The organism is Pleomorphovibrio marinus (genome assembly GCF_003347495.1).
Classification (GTDB): domain Bacteria; phylum Bacteroidota; class Bacteroidia; order Cytophagales; family Cyclobacteriaceae; genus Pleomorphovibrio; species Pleomorphovibrio marinus.
Genome location: NZ_QCXY01000009.1, coordinates 90,221 through 108,443, shown reverse-complemented (window position 1 = coordinate 108,443; position 18,223 = coordinate 90,221). Strand labels below are relative to the sequence as shown.

At 46.4% G+C, this 18,223-nt stretch carries 6 protein-coding genes; 2 read left to right on the top strand and 4 right to left on the bottom strand.

Annotated features, from left to right (window positions below; genetic code table 11):
- Nucleotides 1–53 precede the first annotated feature (53 nt).
- On the bottom strand, nucleotides 54–656 hold the full coding sequence (locus DB520_RS19585; RefSeq protein WP_114751598.1) for a porin family protein: 603 nt from the start codon (nucleotides 654–656) through the stop codon (nucleotides 54–56).
- Between the two features lie 630 nt (nucleotides 657–1,286).
- Here DB520_RS19585 and DB520_RS19580 point away from each other — a divergent pair.
- A complete protein-coding gene (locus DB520_RS19580) occupies nucleotides 1,287–12,608 on the top strand; it encodes a T9SS type B sorting domain-containing protein (protein WP_114751470.1) in 11,322 nt (3,773 codons plus the stop codon).
- A gap of 5 nt (nucleotides 12,609–12,613) precedes the next feature.
- Complete coding sequence (locus tag DB520_RS19575; RefSeq protein WP_232835065.1) at nucleotides 12,614–13,684, top strand: PorP/SprF family type IX secretion system membrane protein; 1,071 nt, start codon at nucleotides 12,614–12,616, stop codon at nucleotides 13,682–13,684.
- 4 nt (nucleotides 13,685–13,688) lie between these two features.
- Here DB520_RS19575 and murA read toward each other — a convergent pair whose 3' ends face one another.
- The 3 genes from murA to DB520_RS19560 all read right to left on the bottom strand — a co-directional run bounded on the left by murA (nucleotide 13,689) and on the right by DB520_RS19560 (nucleotide 18,025).
- Entirely contained in the window at nucleotides 13,689–14,996 is a 1,308-nt protein-coding gene (gene murA / locus DB520_RS19570) for a UDP-N-acetylglucosamine 1-carboxyvinyltransferase (RefSeq protein ID WP_114751469.1), read from the bottom strand.
- The gene (locus DB520_RS19565; protein ID WP_114751468.1) at nucleotides 14,996–15,670 is read right to left on the bottom strand and encodes a DUF4290 domain-containing protein; all 675 of its coding nucleotides are present in this window, start codon (nucleotides 15,668–15,670) and stop codon (nucleotides 14,996–14,998) included. Before DB520_RS19565 ends, murA begins: the two co-directional genes overlap by 1 nt.
- Before the next feature lie 96 nt (nucleotides 15,671–15,766).
- Complete coding sequence (locus DB520_RS19560; protein WP_114751467.1) at nucleotides 15,767–18,025, bottom strand: ATP-dependent helicase; 2,259 nt, start codon at nucleotides 18,023–18,025, stop codon at nucleotides 15,767–15,769.
- Nucleotides 18,026–18,223: the final 198 nt, after the last annotated feature.

Genomic DNA, 18,223 nt, shown 5'->3' with positions numbered 1-18,223 from the left:
GATACCTTGTATAGGGATGCATCCCACAGAAATGGAGACAGCTCGGGAAGAAATTAGAAGCTTATGCCGACAGAAAGCTTAAAGCCTCTATTGTACACCTCAGCGTCCGAATCCTTGAATACCGGCCTTAAGCCTAAGTCATAGCTGGCCTGAAGGTTGAGTCCCCGAGGGAGATTGTAGCCAACTCCAACGACAACTCCATAATCCACATCATTGATGGCATCGGTGTTCCATCCCAGAGTGTTTCCCAATACATCCGCCTCGAAGGTGGAGCCCATCAAGATGGAACCCTGGGGCCCGGCAAAGAAATTAAAACCATCTCCGGCATATACCCTGAAAAGCACGGGGATGTCAATGTAGTTCAAAATGGCCCTGCTATCGGCAAAGTCGTCATTTTGGGTTCCTTTTACAGAGTAATAGGCACCGGGCTCAATCGCAAAGGCTTCGCCTAGGAAAACCGTTCCATAGACTCCAGCATGGAAACCTACCCGGTTGTTATAATCGCTGCTGCTGATATCTGAGCCTCCCCAATTGAAGAAATTGGCTCCACCCCGAATACCAAAACTCCCCTTGCCTTCACTCGGCGGATCTTGCTGGGCATTGGAATGGAAAATAACTCCTAGAATCATTACTGATAATAATGCTACTTTTTTCATGGTAAGTAATAAATTTAATTGGTTTAGTTTGTTTCGTCTTAGGTAAGCTAATTTTATGCCAAAATATATTCTGTTTTGAAAGTTGATCCATACTTTTGATTTCCAGGAAGTTTGTCCATTCATCCCTTCTTTTTCCATTAAGAAAAACAGTTTTCCATCTTGAGAAGTCATTGTATCGAAGCAGAAGTTGTTGTCTTTATAATAAAACTATACCCTTTTTAACCCCCAGTAATTTCCTATATTCTAGACTTTTGATAAATAGGGTAATTTGGTGTTTCACAATTTCCATCAAAATAAGGTTTTAAGACCTAGTGCTATCTTCTGTACCTACGTTGGGCTTTGCAATTGAATAAATGTTGAAGTAAATTTTTTTAGGCCACTCTTTTGATGCTATTGAAAAATTCTATTTATTACTTAAAGTAGTCATAAAATACGAATTTAATTTTATTATATGTAAAGTACATAGTATTTTATATCAAAAATTAAGTTACGTTTTATACTACCTATAGCGCAAATTTTTGGATGGCAAAGCATTGGTCCAAAAATGGTTTTTAGTGTTTGGGTGCCTCTTTTTAAGGAATTAGGGGAAGAGTTTGGAGAGAGAAGAGTTTTTAGTGCTTTTGTTTTATCATGTTGAAGAGAAATTTACCGGTATTACATGGCTTTTTATTGGGGCTGTTCCTGATGCTTTCTATTTCGGAAGCAAAGGCTTCAATAATCAGGGATGTTTTCATCTTCTCGGAGTGTGAAAAAATGGCCTCTATCCGTGTAAGAAATGGAGTGGCTCCCTACACCTATGTCTGGAGTTATGGGGGAACGGTAATTCAGACCGATACCAATGTAGGCGAAAGCGAGTTCAGTACCATTGAGCAGGCCCAAGGGGGGGATTATACTCTTAATGTAACTGATGCAGTGGGTAACACCTATTCCGAAACCATTAACTTTTCTGGAAGCACCAATTTCATCCTGCATATAGAATACGAGGAAAACCAACAATGCGAGGGGGAGACATTCGGGAATGTGTTTGGTACCATAGAGAACGGCATTGCACCCTTTACCGTGAATTTTTACAATGAGGCCAATAACCTGGTCTTGACTCAAAATTTGGCCGGTAGGAATCTGGATCTTAACGGGATTCCGGCAGGACGCTACTTGGTGGAAGTAATAGATGCTACGGGGTGTAAGGAACTTACTGAGGTAGAAATCGAAGAAGTAGAGCCTATCGAGATTGCCCCGGCCGAAGGAGCAGGAACCTTTCCCGAAACCTGTGTGGGCAACGGTGGGGTTGCCTTTGATGCCACAGCCTATGAAGGTGAAGTGAGATTCAGGATTCGACGCGCCAATGGAACTTACGAAACAGGATGGATTACGGCTACAGATGGCCAAATCCGGTACAATGAGCTAACTGCTGGGGATTATGTGCTGGAAATTACAGACCGGTACCGGTTGGAAGATTGTCCAGAGGAGATTGTATTTAACATCGCAAATGATGTCCCAATAGAGGTAGTGCCCAGTACACAACCAATCACCTGTGTAGGGGATACGGATGGAAGTATCATACTGGATGTGAATCGGCTTTCTATGACCTTTCCATTCCCTCCTGCCAGTGTGGAGGTGGATATTTTAGATGCAGGAGGCAATGTGCTGGTGGACAGCCAAACGATTCCTGTCGGAGTTACTACTGGTCAGCAAATTTTTCCTGGTTTTGGAGCAGGGACGTATACCATATTGGTGAGGCATGGTGGCGATGACTACCCTTTATGTACCCTGGAATACCAGGCCACAGTTGGGGCTCCAAACACCCCGCTAACTGCCACTGTAGTCACTACCCCGGAGTCCTGCTTTGGCGAGGAAGATGGTACTGCCAGGGTCAACCGCTCCGGTGGATGGGGGGGATATTCTTATTCCTGGAGTGATGGACAAACAGGAAGGACTGCCACTGGATTGGCGCCTGGGAACTATACCGTGACCGTGACCGATCAGGGAGGATGTGCTATTACTCTTAACGTGACCATTAACGGCCCGGATGCAGCTATTTCTGCACAAACGGAAGTACTTTCGGCCTTAAGTTGTGTCGGGGCTGATGATGGCTCGGCCAGGGTATTTGATATACAGGGAGGTTGGGGAAGTTACACCTTTCTATGGAGTAATGGAGAGACCACTCCTACTGCAAGTAGTTTGCCGGCAGGGGAAAGTACGGTAACCGTTCGCGATGCGGAGGGTTGCGAGACCTTGTTTACAGTGGATGTTCCTGTACCTGATCCCCCTTTGGTATCCTATACCCCTACTGCCCCAACCTGTTTTGGAGGCGAAGATGGGAGTTTGGCAGTGGAAATTGCAGATACAAGTACGGATTTCACCATTACCTTAAATGGACAAACTGTTACTAGCAACAACCACACTTTCACAGGACTTCCCGCCGGGGATCACCAAATCCAAATAGCGTATGGCACCAATTGCAATATTGTAGAATCAATAACCATAGACACTCCGGAACAAATTATTATTGATGAGACCGGATTGAACATCACTTCCATCCTCTGTCATGGTGACGGCAATGGTGCTATTTCTGGGCTACAGGCAAGTGGTGGAACGGGTACCCTGAATTTTCAATGGCAGCAATTGATTGGAGGAGAGTTCGAAAATCTTTCTGGGCAAACAGGGACAAGTTTGTCCAACTTAGATGGGGGTAGCTACCGTTGGGTGGTTACCGACCAGAATGGGTGTCAGGTTTATGCGGACTTTCAGTTGGAAGAACCAGGTCCTTTGGCTGTTTCACCACCTACAACGGTGGACGTAAGTTGCTTTGGGAACGCTGATGGAAGTATCTCTTTTACACTTTCAGGAGGGACAGCTCCATATGCTTATGCCTTGAATGGAGATACCTTTGTCACAACCAATGAGACCGAGATTTCCCTCTCAGGTTTAGCTGCAGGGAATGACCAGTATATCCAGATTAGGGATGCCAATGGTTGTGCAGTTCCTAATATCAACTTTGACATTGCAAGTCCCCCACCTATCACCATAACTGATCCGGAAATCAGTCCAGAAACCTGCTTTGGTCAAGGAAATGGAGGTATTTCCATCACTATCGATGGAGGTTCTGGAAACCTTGGTGTTGAGTGGTTTTTGGCTTCCAATATGTCCAATGTGATATCTACAGACCAAAACCTGACAAATAGGTCTCCGGGAAATTATGCCGTAAGGGTTTATGACCTGGGGAACCCTTCCTGTTTTGTGCAAGAATCCTTTACCATTGCCCCTACCCCAGAACTTCAACTTTCTCTGGACGGTCCACCGGTAAATGTTTTTTGTTTTGGGGAAGAAACGGGTGCAATATCTTTGGCCATAAGCGGTGGGGTAGGGGACTACACCTTCAATTGGACCGGACCTAACGGCTTCACCTCAAATCTTCAAAATATCGAAGATGTTGCCGCCGGCCTATATAATGTAAGAGTAACTGATGAAAATGGATGCTGGAAGGAGTTGACAGATATTTTAATTAGCCAGCCGAGTTCAGGTGTTGAAATCAATGTATTAAATAAGGTGACCCCTAAATGCCATGACTCCCTGGATGGTAGAATTGAAATTCAGGTAGCAGGGGGCAATTCCCCTTATCAGATTAACTGGGAAATAGAAGACGTGCCAGGAGTTTTCCAACCTGTGCCTGGCAATGGGTTGACCCTTTCCAATATTACAGCAGGTATTTACAAAGCCTTGGTGAGGGATGCCAACGGTTGTTTGGTAGAGGAGGTTATTGATTTGGATGGCCCAGAAGCCCTTCATGTTGAATTGGTAGAAAGGCTGGATGTATCCTGTTTTGGTAGAAATGACGGCAGGATAGGTATAGAAGTCACTGGAGGCACAGGAGTGTATTTCTATAATTGGGATCATGGGTTTATCAACAAAAACCCCACAAACCTGGGCCAAGGCACCTACGGAGTTACCGTTACGGATGCCAATGGTTGTAGCTTCAGGTTGGATGACATTGAGATTTTCCAACCCGACGAACTTTCCATAGACTTGGTAGAAATTGTACCTCCTTCCTGTACCTTAGACGATGCCAGCATAGAAGTTACCTTCACTGGTGCAGCTCCGGGACAGGGAAGTAACCGATGGATAGATGTATCTACGGATGAAGTTATTGCTGAAAACCAAACTTTGGTATCTGGTCTTCAACCTGGATTCTACAGGGTGGAGTACAGTGCAGGTTCAAATTGTACGGTTACTAAAATCTTCAGGGTTCCGGGACCTGCTAATCCCTTGCGTCTGGTGACCAATGCCCAAGATGCTTCTTGTCCGGGAGAGACGGGGGTGATTTTCCTTTCTGCCACAGGCGGGCAACCTGCCTACAGCTATTTCATTTTTAAGGATGGTATTTGGCAGCCCGCAAATTCCACTGTTTTGGCGGGGCTCCCTGCGGGGGATTATTCAGTACGTGTGGAAGATTCCGCAGGATGTCAAGATGAGTCCACCTTAACAATTGACCAACCAAACCCTCCGGTATATGATGCTCAAGTTGAGCAAAACGTTTCCTGCTTTGGTGGTAATGATGGTGCCTTACAGTTTTCCATCTCTGGTACTTCGCCGGGTGACAATTTCCAATGGTATAGAAGGACTGCCACCGGAGGTAAAGCACCCATAGCTACCGCTGATTTGGGTCAGCTTATCGTTGGTACCTATTTCATGGAGTTGACCTTTGCAGGTGGATGTACCATTATATCCCCGGATTATGTGATTACCCAGCCCGAAGCTATCTTTACCTCACCTATAGTGACCCAGCCTGTTTGTGCCGAGGATAGGGGCAGTTTTAGTCTTGAAGTGATTGGGGGCTTGCCGGGCAAGACCATAAGGCTGACGGGTGACAATGGATATTTCCTGGAATTTGAAGGTGAAAATGTAGGGGCTTTTTCTTTCGCCGACCTTAATTCAGGAACCTATACCTGGGAGGTTGAGGACGAGGGTTGCCCCACTCAGACTGGCAATTTTGTCATTCAGGATATTCTTCAGCCCCAATTTAATATAAGTACACAAGATATTACCTGTTTTGGTGCCAATGACGGTATACTTCAAGTGCTTAACCCGGTAGTTCAGGGCGGAAGAACATTCACGGTGTGGGTTAATGGCGTAAACCAAGGAGGAATGAGGGATTTTTTCAATTTAGCACCTGGGGCTTACCTGGTAGCTATCAGGGATAATCAAGGTTGTGAATCCCCTCCTCAATTGGTACAAATCAACCAACCAGATCGACCCTTGGAAGTCGACTTTTTAGAAAAGGGAGATGTCTCTTGCTTTCAGGGTAACAATGGGGAAATATCCTTTTCTGTCCTTGGTGGAAGACCTCAATACCGAGCCACCCTTACAGGGAACAACGGTTCTCTTTACCATCTTTCCGAATTGGATCCGGGGCAACACTATTTGTTTGCAGCCTTGAGAGCAGGAAGTTATACTCTGGAAGTCTGGGATGACAACGATGTATGCCAAACTTCAGAAAATATTGTCATTGAGCAGCCAGAGCTATTTGAAGTAAGTCACCATGTAGGGGAAATACTTTGCGCAGGAGGTCAAACCTCTATTTCCCTTGACATCACAGGAGGCGTGCAGCCTTATGCCATTACTTGGGAATCCTTCAATACCCAAAGCGGGAATTGGGAAACTCTCTCTGCTACTGGCATTAGTCTGGAAAATGTAGAGGCTGGGGAGTACAGGTATACGGTAGTCGATGCCAGGACCTGTGGCATTTTTATAGATGTGGTAGAGGTAGAGGACGGCTCTACCGTGGATCTCGATTTTGATGCCCCACCTATTTTATGTTTTGGTGGCACTTCCCAAGTTACTTTATCCGCCAGTTCTCCAGGTTCCACTGCTTTTACCTATTACGTGAACGGTGCTCCCATTGCGGGAAATCAATATCTGGCCACGGCCGGTACCTATGTAGCTTATGCCATAGACAATGTGAAAGGTTGTGTATCTGAGGAGGTTAACTTTACCCTAGAGCAACCAGCAGCTCCGTTTGCGATATCCTCTTTTGAAAGGCAATCTTTAAGTTGTTTCGAATCTGAGGACGGGGAGCTTTCGCTTACCCTAACCGGTGGTACTGGCCCTTATACGGTGACATTCCTGGGGCAAAATTACTCGGCAAATCCTAATGAAACCTTGGTCTTCGATGGGCTTTCTGCCAACGTGGCTTACCAAATCGAAGCGGTAGATGCCAATGGATGTGTGGTGGACATCCCTCCAAGAACCCTTACGCAACCTTTCCCCCTTCAGGTGGAATCTGCATTTAACCCTATTCAGTGTTACGCTGGCAGCACCAGTATCAATTTGCAAGTTTCAGGTGGTACCTCGCCTTATACTATTACTTGGGCATTCAGTGAGGATGGGGTAGATCCCGAAGGGATACCCGGTACAGACAATCAACTTACCCTATCCGGTGTGAAAGCAGGGTTTTATCACTATACCGTATCGGATGGTGGGTGCGAAGATATCCTCAGGGTAATCGAAATCACACAACCCAATGAGGTGATGCTTATGACAGATAAGCAGGATGTGTCCTGTTTCGGTGGAAATGATGGAAGTCTCTCTTTTTCCGCCACAGGTGGGGCCTCTGGCCCATTCAGGTATTTTGTGAATGGGCAGGAAATCAATGATGCCATGCTGAATGGCCTGAGTGCGGGTACTTACACAGCCTATGCTATGCGGGGGAACTGTATCTCTGAAACCATTTCACTGACAATTGATCAGCCGGAAGCTGCACTGAGTGCCAGTTTGGATTATTTAAACCCTGTACTGTGTCACGGTGACCTGTCTGCAATCCAAATGGAGATCAGCGGAGGAACTTCCCCATATCAGGTGGCACTAAATGGAGAGACTTTCCCTGTTGCGGATCATTCAATCCTCTTTCAGGACCTTGCAGTAGGACAATATACATTAGTACTTACAGACGCAAACGGGTGTTCCTGGGAAGAGAATCTGGCCATAACAGGCCCTAACCCCATTTTGATAGAAGAGGATGAAATATCTCCGGTTTCTTGTTTTGGAGGCGAAGATGGGGAAATCAGGGTCTTGATAGAAGGAGGTAACGGAGGATACAGTTTTGAATGGGCCGATTCAGAAGGGATACAGGTAGGAAGTTATCAAAATTTGGTAGGAGTGCCCGCAGGGGTCTATACATTAACTGTAACCGATACCAATGGATGTATTAATGCCGAGGATTTCGAAATCCTTGAACCTACCCCACTTTCTTTTGACCATCAACTTACGCATGTTTCCTGTCATGGGGGTCAGAACGGCCGCATTGAGGCTACGGCCGCAGGAGGGTTCCCTGGATATCAGTTAGTGGTTAATGGTGTTTACAGATCGGGCTTAGAAGCAACCGGCTTATCGGCAGGCACCTATTTTATAAGGGTAGCAGATGCCAATGGCTGTTTATCCCCGGGTGAGGAAGTGACTATCACAGCACCTGAACCTTTGGGTTTACTGGTTTCTTCGGAAAATTTGAGCTGTTTTGCTGCCAACGATGGAAGGGCAGGTGTAGAGGTGACAGGGGGAACAGGTCCCTACCAAATCCGATGGTCTGACGGAATCCAGGATGCGGAGAGGGAAAACATGGCCCCTGGCAATTATGAGGTGGTAATCACCGATGCGAATGGCTGTGTCATAAGGGAGAACGTATTGATCACCCAGCCTGACCCTATCAACACCAGTGTGGATATTACACCGGTAAGCTGCCACGGAGGGGAAGATGGGGCTATTCAGCTTAATTTATCCGGGGGGAACGGAAATTTTGAAATTATCTGGTCTATCAAGGATTCAGGGGAGCAAATAGGACAGGGCAACCATATCCAGGATCTTACTGCGGGCGTGTACATCGCGACGGTGGTGGATGCGTTGGGCTGCTCGGTGGAAAGGGAGTACGTGGTTACTGAGCCCGCCAACCCCTTATCCCTTCAAGTCTTAAAGCAGGATGCAAGTTGCTACCAGGGGGATGACGGCAGCTTGGAAGTGGTTGTAGCCGGAGGCACAGCGCCCTATACCTATCAATGGTCCACTGGGGAGCAGACCAACCGCATACAGGGCAAGACTATGGGAACCTACCAGGTGGAGATCAGGGATGCCAACGGATGTGTGCTCATAGAGTCTTTTGATATCGATGAACCGACTCCAATCCTCTTAGAGGCCTCCGTTACGGATGTTTCTTGTTTTGGCGGCAGCGACGGAAGTATTAACTTCTCTCCAAGTGGAGGAAACAGCAGTAATTACCGCATAGTGTTGGATGGTCAGGAATTAAACAGTTACCAGGTTACCGGCCTTTCGGCGGGCACCTATGCTGCTTATGCTGTAAGCCAGGGCTGTAGGTCAGAAACGATAAACGTGGAGGTATCCCAGCCAGAAGAGGCCCTTTCGGCAACTCTAAGTACCCAGGACCTTTTATGTGATGGGGATGCCACAGGCTTGCTGGTGGAAATTACGGGAGGTACCGCCCCTTATGTAATTAGCCTGGACGGGGTGGACTACCCAGTAAATGGATCATCGATTTCCTTGGAGGATTTAGTTGCCGGAGTTTACGAGGTAGGTGTACGAGATGCCCAAGGTTGTGAGTGGAGTGAACAAGTGGTTTTGGAGGCTCCCTCCCCGATTGAAGTTACAGAGGAAGCACTGATACACGCCAGTTGTTTTGGTGCCGAAGATGGGAGGATTGAAGTAAGCATCTCCGGTGGTGTTGGAAATTATACTTTCCAATGGAGGGATAGTGAAGGGAGTTTGGTAAGTTCCTCAAGAAACTTGGAAGGGGTAGGGGAAGGAACCTACACCTTGACAGTGACAGACAACAATGATTGTTTAGCAGAAGAATCCTTTGTCATCACCCATCCCCAGCCCATCTCCTTCACTTACGAGACCTTCCCGGTATCTTGTTTTGGAGGGAATGACGGAAGGGTGGAAGTATTAGCAACGGGTGGAACTCCTGCGTATCGCCTTTTGGTGAATGGAGTGGCACAAAATGGATTAGCGGCCACTGGTCTTACTGCTGGCATTTATAGTATTCAAGTAGAAGACCTGAATGGTTGCCTCAGTCCAGCGGAAGAGGTTGAGGTGGTAAGTCCAGCCCCTCTTGAGATGAATATCATCAAAGAGGACGTGGCATGCTATGCGGCCAATGATGGCAGGGCCGAAGTGCAAATTTCCGGAGGTATTGGTCCTTATGATATAAGGTGGTCTGATGCCGGAACCGGTCAAATCAGAGAAGGGTTAGCCCCTGGAAATTTCGAGGTGGTGGTTACAGATGCCCTAGGATGTAGCATCAGGCAAAACATCATTATTCTTCAACCTGACCCCATTTCTGTAAATCCTACAATAACCCACGTAAGTTGCTATGGAGGACAGGATGGTTCCATCTCCTTAGCCCTTTCAGGAGGGAATGGCCCTTTTGAAATACGTTGGCATAAGGCTGATGGAGGGGAAGAGGCAGGGACAGGCACTTCTCTTCAAAACCTGGACGCAGGGACTTATGTGGCTACCATTGCGGATGAAAGAGGGTGTGTGTTGGAAAGAGAATATGTAGTTAATGAACCACTTGCTCCTTTACAAGTACAACCCCTAGTGATGGACGTAAGGTGTGCAGGAGAGGGTAGAGGAAGCGTGGATCTCATCGTTTCTGGGGGAACTGCCCCTTATACCTATGCCTGGAGTACGGGAGAGCAGACCAGGGCGGTAAGGGATAAAAATGGAGGAATCTACCAAGTTACGATCACAGATGCAAAAGGCTGTTCGATCACTGAATCTATTATCCTAGAGGAGCCGGACCCCATAACCTTTGATGCGCAGATCGAGGATGTCAGTTGTTATGGTGGCAGTGATGGCAGCATTGCCTTGGAAATACATGGTGGTACAGGCAACTATCAGGTGCAATGGGGCAACGGCCTTACTGGCAGGGAAATTTCCGGTCTCAGGGCTGGGAATTATACGGTATTTATTTTGGATGGCAATTCCTGTTTTGAGTCCCATACATTCAGGGTGAATGAACCTGAAGCGCCCTTACAAATCGAGGGGTCGGGGAATTTTGAGCTTTGCCATTTTGACGACAGGTTATCCTTTGAGGTGTCCGTGAGTGGAGGTACTGCGCCCTACACTTACTTGTGGTCCACAGGGGAAACCACTCCCAATTTAACGGATGTGGTTCCGGGTATTTATTCCATTCAGGTAACCGATGCCATGGGTTGTGTGTTGGAAGAAGAATTCAACATTCCACCACCATCTTCTCCCATGGATATTTCGGTGGAAGGACAAATTGCTCTTTGTACCAACCAAGACAGAGGAGAAGTTTCGGTGACCATTAATGGGGGAGAAGCACCCTTTAGCTATAGGTGGTCGAATGGGGCCACCACTTCTACCATTTCTAACCTAAGTGCCGGAGTTTACACTGTGGAAGTTACCGATGCCAGGGGGTGCTGGGTGGAAAGAAGTGTGGAAATTATCCGTCCAAGAGACCTTCAGGTTTCCCTTGAGTCTATACAGGGAGTTTCCTGCGCAGGTAGTAATGATGGTGCTTTGAGTATCGCCGTGGAAAGTTTCGGCTCTCCCTTTACGGTAAACTGGAGTCATGGTGTAGAAAATCAATTGTCGGTAAGTAATCTTTCTGCTGGAACCTATACGGTACAGGTGGCGGACACCTTGGGCTGTGTGACTACCGTAGCCTATCAGGTAAGGGAACCTGCTCCATTGGCCTTTAATGAAACCATTAACGACGTCGTCTGCCACGGGCAAAACAATGGTTCTATTGCCTTGGAAGTAAGAGGAGGTACTGCTCCCTATTCTTATGAGTGGTCTAATGGGGCAAGCAGCAGGAATATCGGAGGCCTTAGCCCTGGCTCTTACTCGGTGTTGATCACGGATAGAAACGGGTGTTCTACAGGGGGGCAGTTTACCGTGGCAGAGCCGGAGCCTTTAGAGGTTCTAATAGAGCATTCAGAAATGTTGGCTTGCCATGGTGATGAAAATGGATTCATACAGCTTACCATCACAGGAGGAGTTCAACCTTATCGGGTCCATTGGGCGGATGCCCCTGGGCTTGGGACGCAAAACAGGGGTGATTTAGCTCAGGGGAGTTATACGGTTCAGGTAGTGGACGATAATAATTGCTCCCAAACCATGACCATAGAAATCCAAGAACCAGAGAGGTTGGAGGCGGAGCTGTTTACCCGGTTTGAGGTGGACTGTGAAAACAAGGTGCTTACTGGAGTGGCCTGGCTGGAAATCAATAGCGGCGAGGGCCCTTTTCAAATTTATTGGAATAACGGAGACAGAGACAACTTGGAGTCCCATTTCTATGAAGATGGAATGGTTTCCGTCATGGTCATGAATGAAAACGGGTGCCAGATTGAACTTTCTGAGGTAGTAGAGATGCCCCTGGCCTTCACAGATGCGGAATTCAACTATACCGTGATTTCCACTGGCATTCAAGGTGAGATATTGTTGCATGAGGCAGTACAGTTCAATGACCAGACTTTGGGTAATGTGTTTACCTGGGAGTGGGATTTCGGGGACGGTAACAAAAGCAACGAACAGCATCCTGTCCACAGTTATAGTAGAACGGGGACATATCTGGTGACCTTAACCACCTTCGATGTTTTTGGCTGTGTGTCCTATGCCCAAATGGAAATTGAGGTGGTTGCTTCGTATAGAATTTTGATTCCCAATGCATTCACTCCGAATGGGGATGGACTCAATGATTATTTCAGACCCAGGATGAGAGGCATTGAGGACTATGAATTCCATATTTTTAATAAATGGGGAGAGTTGATTTACAGCTCATACTCCATAGAAGATCCGGGATGGGATGGAACCTTAAATGGCACCATGAGTCCCAATGGGAATTATGTGTATAAGATCAGGTACACCTCTATAGATGGAGAGAAGGGGAGTAAAACGGGGGTTTTCACTTTGGTACTTTAATTTTTATGAATGCTGTGATGAAGGAGTTGATGGCTAATGTAATAACTGAATTAAGAAAACTGGCAATAGTGGTGCTGCTCACTTTCCTGGGGGGCCTTGGGTTTGCCCAAGATGTACAGTATTCCCAGTATTATGCAGCTCCCTTGTACCTCAACCCGGCTTTCACGGGGGCGACGGAGCTGACCAGGGTGGGGTCCAATTATAGGAACCAATGGCCAGGGCTCAATCATTCTTTCAACTCCTACTCTGCTTATCTGGATCATTATATGTTTGACATTAACAGTGGCATAGGGATCATCGTGAACGCCAATAGGGAAAGTAAAGTGAGGCTAAGTACCAATGAAGTTGGGCTTACCTATGCGTACAAACTGCATTTGGGAGAAGATTTTTTCCTTAGGTTTGGTGGGCAGGCTAGTTTTGTGGCGAGGGATGCCTACTTTGGGGACCTGGTTTTCGGGTCACAGCTGGACCTGGAGAGAGGGATTGTAAACGACAACAGCGGTGAAATTTTTGATGAGGATTACAAACACAATTTTGCAGACTTCAGTTTTGGTATGCTTTTCCATGCGGAAGAATTCTGGCTGGGGATTTCAGGTCATCATTTATCCGAGCCCAACACTTCCTTTATAGATGGGAACATCAGCAAGTTGCCGATGAAACTCTCTGCACATGGAGGGATGAAATTCGATTTGGGGGACGGAATGATCAATAACTACTTTAGCAATACCAGGCAGGAGAGATCGGCTTTTGTTTCCTTTAATTTCAAGCGGCAAGGTGCGTTTAACCAGTTGGATATAGGCACCCAGTTTCTGTTGGAGCCACTTGTAGTTGGGGTTTGGTATAGGGGTTTTCCAGTCAAGTATAAGCTGCCAAATAGCGAGGCCATTGTATTACTGCTTGGTGTGGCTTTGCCGTCCGGATTGGATATTGGGTATAGCTATGATTTCACGATTTCAAAAATGTCTGTGATGCAATCCGGTGGTGCTCATGAAATCTCCATACGGTACTCCTTCCTTTATGGGAACCCCAATGACAGAAACAGGAGAAGTACCATTATCCCCTGTTTCCGTTTTTAATTGCCTAATCCAGCCGAATAATGTCCGCACCCAATGCATTGAGTCTTTGGTCAATGTACTGGTATCCACGGTCAATTTGTTCCACATTATCAATGATGGATGTTCCTTCTGCGGATAGTGCAGCAATCAACAAGGCCACTCCTGCACGGATGTCTGGAGAAGTCATCCGTATGCCCCTCAGGGAATATTTTCTGTCCAACCCAATTACGGTGGCTCTGTGTGGGTCACATAGGATAATTTGTGCCCCCATATCAATTAATTTGTCCACGAAGAACAGCCTGCTCTCAAACATTTTCTGGTGAACCAAAACAGTACCTTTTGCCTGTGTAGCTGTTACCAGAATGATACTTAACAAATCGGGTGTAAACCCTGGCCATATAGCATCGGCCACGGTAAGGATGGACCCATCTATAAAAGTCTCTATTTCGTAATGGTCTTGGGGAGGGATTCTGATGTCATCTCCATTTATCTCCATTTTAATACCCATTCTACGGAACATTTCCGGAATGATTCCCAGCTTTTCCAGCCTTACATTTTTAATGGTGATATCGGATTTGGTCATGGCAGCCATTCCTATGAAAGACCCGATTTCTATCATGTCAGGGAGTAACGTATGGCTGGTGCCATTTAGGGAAGTAACGCCCTCTATGTGTAGGAGGTTTGAACCTACCCCGGTGATTTTGGCACCCATTTGTATGAGGATCTGGCAAAGTTGCTGCAGGTATGGCTCACAGGCCGCGTTGTAGATGGTGGTTTTTCCTTTTGCGAGTACAGCCGCCATGAGGATATTTGCGGTCCCCGTGACCGAGGCCTCGTCCAGCAACATGTAGCAACCCTGAAGCTGGCTGCCGTCGATGTGATAGAGCTCCTTTTTGCTGTCATAGTGGAAAGTGGCTCCCAATTTCTGAAACCCGAAAAAGTGGGTGTCCATTCTTCTTCTTCCAATTTTGTCCCCTCCTGGCTTGGAGATTTTTCCCTTCCCAAACCTTGCCAACAATGGACCTAAAATCATGACAGATCCTCGGAGGGCACCGGCTTTGTTCAGGTATTCCTGGGTTTCTAAATAGGCAAGATTTACATTGGAGGCATTAAAGGCGTAGGATTCTGAACCCTTTTTATCCACCTTCACACCCATATCACCGAGCAGTTCTATCAGTTTATTTACGTCCCTGATATTTGGGACCTTGTGTAAGGTAACTTCCTCATCTGTCAAGAGTACTGCACACAATACCTGTAGGGCCTCGTTTTTGGCTCCTTGGGGTATGATGTCTCCTTTGAGCGTCACCCCTCCTTTTACCCTGAATGAAGCCATTAGTTTCTCCTTCTTTTTGAGTTGGAGCCGTTGTTTCTCCGCTTGTTGCTACCACCGTAGTTTTTGCGTCCGGAATGGCTATTATTATCATTGCTGGCAGGCTGGGTTTTAAAGTCTCTTCGCATGGAAGTTTCAAAAAGCCCGTTTTGCTTTACCTTTTCCAGGTCTATGTGGAGCTTGCCTTTAGAAAGGGTCTTGATGTCGTCAATGATAATGGCATCGTCAAAATTCTCCTTGTTCCAGGTAGAGTGGAAGCTTCTCATCAATTGACCAATGTAGATGATGGCCGTTTCCTGCTCTTCATCATCTTCTATCTCCACTGCCTTCTCAATAAGTTTCTCCACATTTCTTCCATAATGCTTAAATTTTACCTCCCCGTCAGGATAGCCTACCATTTGGGGACGCTTGCCCAGCAGCTCCTTCGGGGGCATGGGAAACGGGCCGTTGACGATTAATTCAAAATCAGACATAATGTAGATGTCGTCCCAAAGTTTTTGGTCACTCTCCGTCTTCATTTGAGGGTTGAGCTGCTTGATGAGTTCCACCAGTGCATAGGCATATTCGGTTCTCTTCTGGTCATCAGGCACTGTCTTGATGTAATCCACCAGTTTTTGAATGTTTTTTCCGTACTCTTTCAAGATTATGTTGTTTATTGGCTGTTTTGAATCTTCCATAACATCATTGGTTGAAAATACCCGATAAGATTACCTACTAAAAATACAATTATTTTGGGATATCGGAACCAATGATAGGCTTAAAGATCTTTAATTTTATTCTTCTACAATCCTAAGCTTTGCAAAGCTAAGTAATAAAGTCTTATCACCAAAATTATCAAAATGGATAAATGCTTTTCTATTAGTACCTTCCATTTCAATTTTGTTCACATTACCAAACCCGAATTTGGGGTGTTCGACCTTCATTCCTGCTTCCAGCCGGTTGGTATTTGAGGGTTTGAAGTCGGGGCTGGGGGTATGTACTTTCCCAGTGGTGCTTTTACGGACGGCCGGCTTTTTAAGACCCACAAACCCGTTGCTTCCCTCGCTTTCCCTATTTCTGAAACTATTAGAAAGGGAGGTGCCCATACGCTTGTTTACCTTGATATGGGCAGGATCCAATTCCTCCAGAAACCTGCTAGGTTCGCAGTTCAATAACCTGCCGTACCTGTACCTGGTGAGGGCGTAGCTAAGGTACAGTTTTTCCATCGCCCTAGTACTTGCCACATAGAAAAGCCGGCGCTCCTCTTCCAGATCCTCTCTGCTTTGCATCATCATTTGGCTAGGGAATAGATCCTCCTCCAGGCCAACTACAAATACGTATTTAAACTCCAACCCTTTGGAAGAGTGAATGGTCATCAAAGTGACGTTGTCCATTTCTTCCTTTTTCTGGTCTTCATCCGTGAGAAGTGCTATTTCCTGTAAGAAAGCCCCCAAACTCTTATCTTCATTTTCGGGACTGTCCACATACTCCTTAATAGCATTTAGCAGTTCCTGGACATTTTCGTATCTATTAAGTCCTTCTATGGTCTTGTCCTCATACAGCTCCTTTAGGATTCCCGACTGCTTGGCAACGGTGGATGCCACCTCGTAGGCGTCTTTTCTTTCGGTGGCAATTTGGAAGCTCTTGATCATAGTAGCGAAGTCATCTACTGCTATGGCGGCTCTTCCGGTAAGGAAACTGCCGCTGTTGTTTAAGACTTCCCAGATGCCGATGTCATGTTCATAGGCCGCCACTAGTATCTTCTCCACCGTGGTATTGCCTATTCCCCGTTTAGGGTAGTTGATCACCCGCTTAAATGCCTCCTCATCGGAAACATTGACCAAGTACCGCAAATAGCCCATCAAATCCTTAATCTCCTTTCTCTGATAAAAGGAAAGTCCCCCAACAATCCTATAGCTGATATTCATTTTTCTCAGTGCCTCCTCCAGCGACCTGGATTGGGAATTGGTCCGGTAGAGAATGGCAAAATCACTGTTTTTCAACTGGTGGTTGTTCCGCTGCTCGAAGATGGTGGTGGCCACGATCCTGCCTTCTTCGTTATCAGAGGCGGCTTTAACCAGTTCTATGGGTTCCCCGTCCTTATTGTGGGTCCAGATGCTTTTCTTTAGTTGGGCTTTGTTCTTTGCGATTATGGAGTTGGCCGTGTGTACGATGTTTTTGGTGGACCGGTAGTTTTGCTCAAGTTTCACTACAAAAAGGTCCGGGTAGTCTTTTTCGAAATTGAGGATGTTTTGGATGTCGGCGCCTCTGAAAGCATAAATGCTTTGGGCATCATCGCCTACTACACAGATATTTTGATGCACGGAGGCCAGCTTTTTGGTGATGAGGTATTGGGAGATATTGGTGTCTTGAAATTCATCTACCATAACATAGCGAAAGCGTTGCTGGTATTTGTTCAAGGCCTCCGGGTGATCCCTAAAAAGCACATTGGTGTTAAATAACAGGTCGTCGAAATCCATGGCCGATGACCTGAAAAGCCTTTGTTGGTAAGCTTGATAGATTTCTCCCATCTTGGGTTTCATTGCAGCCTCATCGTCAGCAAGGACTAGGTTGTCCTTTCTATATGCCTCCCAACTGATCAGCCTATTTTTGGCTCCGGAAATCCTAGAGAGGACCGTGCTGGGTTTGTACACTTTTTCATCCAGTCTTTTTTCTTTTACAATAGTCCGGATGAGGGATTTGCTGTCTTCGGTATCATAGATGGTGAAATTGGAGGGATAGCCTAAACGATGGGCCTCTACCCTTAGGATTTTGGCAAAAATGGAATGAAAGGTTCCCATCCACGTGTTTCTTGCCTCCAGCCCAATCAGCTTTTCAATACGCTGTTTCATTTCATTTGCGGCCTTGTTGGTAAAGGTTAAGGAGAGGATTTGAAACGGGTCCACTCCTTTTGCATGAATGAGGTGGGCAATCCTGTAGGTCAATACCCGAGTCTTCCCTGACCCTGCACCCGCTATGATCATTAATGGCCCTTCAGTATGCTCCACTGCCTCTCTCTGGGGAGGGTTAAGTCCTTCCAAATATTCGCTCATGCTTATTGAATTTCTTGTTATTGACTGCTTACAATATGCAGCCCTCTCAAAGTTACAGGCCCAAAGTTACTATTTCAATTTAATATGATTACAATTGTCTTTTATCTGCCACACCTGACTGCTGTCCTTTGCAGGCAGGTAGCCTGCCTACCCTGCACCCGATTGCTAAGAGGATTCGGGGAATCTGGCTGGCTATTA